Raw genomic sequence first — 2642 nt, 5'->3', positions numbered from 1 at the left:
CCGACTGATGCTGGTATATCGCCGGGCGACCGGCATTGCCCAGCAGCGCCAGATGCGGCTCCAGCGTCAGCCGGTAACGCACCTCGTCCGCCGAGGCCGACAGCCGCTGAAACTGCGTCACCACCCCGTGAACCGCACGCGGCGGCGTGGCGTCAGGCAGCGTGATGCCGCCCAGCTGCCTGCCCGGCGGATTGAAGGTAAAGCTGGCGTCCTGCAACAGCATCTCGCCGGGGGCGATGTCGCGGCCGCTGGTAAAGGTTATCTGGTAGCAGTAGGTCTGGCTCAGCCCCTCGCTGGCGCTGAAGGATTCCACATCCAGCGAGCTGTCCGCCTCTCCCCTGATGGCCAGGGAATAGCGGTTCTGCGAGCCGGTAAGACGGGTGGCGAGTTCGGATACGGACAGCATGATCACACCTCTTATTTCATTGGAGATCGGTTTTATTGCCGATAATTTGGAAATAACATAAAGCCTCATTATTTTTATCTGCGGGGCTAACGAATTAAAAAATATTTATTTTTATAAAGGAAAATATTTCCATCAGAAAAACTTTATGATAAAAAATAAAATATCGCGCACCTATTCACAGATAAAAATATCAAGCCATTTAACTATCGATAATTTTCCGCGTCATCAGACAAAGAAAAATTTCTTTATCTCCAGATCCTTTCACTAACAATTGAAGATCCTGATGATACGGCATACTATCTGCCAATAATGCCAGCGCGATAAAATCCGCTACCGGACCGGGGGGGCCAAAAGTATGATCGATAAGATGATAAGGGCTTTCCAATGGCAGAGGAATGTTTTTATTACAAGCATAGATAGATACATCCGCCATTGCTTTTTTGTCTAACTTCGATAGCCAGATGTTTTTTATTTTCTCTCTATCAATACCGGTATATTCAAACAGCATGTCAAGATCTTGCGATAGCGTATCTGACGCCGAGGGCATCACCCTGCCTAATCCGGCTAAAACGGGAAGTTTTTTTTCTTTGGCAAAAGCAGGAGTCGTTATCAATTGCGCGCTAATAAACTCGCTATAACTCTGGGGTTGCGAAGGCCAAAGTTGTATGCCGATAATTAACGCTATGCCTTTATGCGCTTTTTCGTCATACCATGATTTTAGCTCTGAAAGCGACGACAAATGCTCGGGGTATAAATGCCACTGTTCAAAAACGTCTTCCGCGTCTGTATTCACGGCGTCAACCGAAATGCCAGCCAGATAAATGGTATGCAGAAAATACCTATAGCCAGGACATTGACGTTCCAACATGTCGTCTATTTCAGCCAAACGTTGTTTAAGCGTCATGCTTTTACCGAACAGTGGCCGGCCTTTATGGGGATAAGCGGGAATATTTTGAGTATCTTGCAACATAACCGACGCATTATGTTCTTCCGGGGAAGATATTACGTTACCGCAAATCACTAACTGTTCTCTGCTCCATTGTTCCCATGCGATATGCGCGTTTTTCAGTTCGTCATCCCATACCGATTTTTTTACTACCTTATAATAACAATAAAACACTAAAAAAACGCTAAACGACATGAGAATAAAGAATAAGTCACTGATATACTCATACACCTCCAGGATATTTTCTTTAGAGAAATAATCAACGACACAGAGAATAACCTCTATCGCCACCGAAAGATAAAGCAAAATCCAGGTACGCTTGCGAGGAAGAGAATATTGATATTGTCGGGTATCAGGAATCGGCCATCCCATGATTATGCCTCAACGCTGTTATGGGACATGGACGTCAATACGCGACAGCCGCATTGACACAAACAATTGTTTACTGCAACCGCCTTCCCATTATCCTGCATGGTATTACACCCCTCAATAATAGGATTAACGCCATGACCCGGCAGTGGACAGGCGACCAAATCGCCCGCCAATGCAGCCGGTATTCCTTCATAATAAAGCGTTGACGACGCCGTAATCACTTTTCCGCCATGATCGGTTGAATCACCCAGACAAACAATACCACGCATACGTCCTCCTTATTTATATTTTATCTGGCAAGTTGTCGGAGTATTGAATTTATCCATCGCTCCAACATGTAAAAATTAGAATTTAAAAAACATCTCAATTGTAAAAACAATTAAGTGAACCAACAGTAAGAAGAGAAAAATAACGATTACCGTCATTAATATAACGGCATCTATCGCGCCAGGTTGTTAAACGCCCCCCGACGCAGCCGTAACGTCGAGGTGATGCGCTCCCAGGCCGCAACGGCCTCCCTGGGCGGCAACTGTTCATCCGGCAGTGGCTCTTGCCCGAAGATCATACTCAGTGCGGGGGCCTTTGCGCTGTCGGTTTTTTCATTGACGTTTAAAGCAAAACGATGAACGCGCTGTATCGGGTAATTAACGCCGTTGCCTTCCACCAGCCACTCCTCGCCATACAGTCCGTTGATATTGCGTGCGCCTTTTTGCAGCGTGTTCCCTTCCGCCGCCGCGATAATCTGATTTATTTCCGCGCCGCGCTCCAGCAGCGAATCTTTTTCCCGATTGAAATTATCGGTATCAAGGTTAATCACAATATTAGGGTACTCTGGCGATGTATAACTCAGGGTTACCTCCTCCTGTTGGTAATAATCCCCATCGGCAATAAACATATTTGGCCCGCAAAAACCCGGTC

4 protein-coding genes are annotated in these 2642 nt (G+C 46.4%); all 4 read right to left on the bottom strand.

Annotated elements, in window-relative coordinates; translation table 11 throughout:
* Window positions 1-406, bottom strand: a 406-nt coding sequence (locus ABRZ26_RS24960; protein ID WP_319606701.1) for a contractile injection system protein, VgrG/Pvc8 family, incomplete at its 3' end; no start/stop codon positions are given.
* A gap of 199 nt (window positions 407-605) precedes the next feature.
* Window positions 606-1724 (bottom strand): KPHS_23130 family T6SS system protein, encoded by a 1119-nt coding sequence (locus tag ABRZ26_RS24955; protein ID WP_319606700.1) that lies wholly within the window; start codon window positions 1722-1724, stop codon window positions 606-608.
* A gap of 2 nt (window positions 1725-1726) precedes the next feature.
* Entirely contained in the window at window positions 1727-1993 is a 267-nt protein-coding gene (locus ABRZ26_RS24950) for a PAAR domain-containing protein (protein WP_319606699.1), read from the bottom strand.
* A 170-nt stretch (window positions 1994-2163) separates the two neighbouring features.
* Window positions 2164-2642: T6SS immunity protein Tli4 family protein (locus ABRZ26_RS24945; RefSeq protein WP_319606698.1), on the bottom strand; the 479-nt coding region annotated here is incomplete at its 5' end.

The sequence above is a fragment of the Brenneria sp. L4-2C genome (genome assembly GCF_040240335.1).
Taxonomy (GTDB): Bacteria; Pseudomonadota; Gammaproteobacteria; order Enterobacterales; family Enterobacteriaceae; genus Brenneria.
The sequence above is the reverse complement of the archived record's forward strand: the minus strand, read 5'-3'. Positions and strand labels throughout refer to the sequence as shown.

What these genes read in the sequence shown, in the direction of transcription:
- ABRZ26_RS24955 (WP_319606700.1), bottom strand. Translation starts at nt 1,724, where the DNA reads ATGGGATGGCCGATTCCTGATACCCGACAATATCAATATTCTCTTCCT.
- ABRZ26_RS24950 (WP_319606699.1), bottom strand. Translation starts at nt 1,993, where the DNA reads ATGCGTGGTATTGTTTGTCTGGGTGATTCAACCGATCATGGCGGAAAA.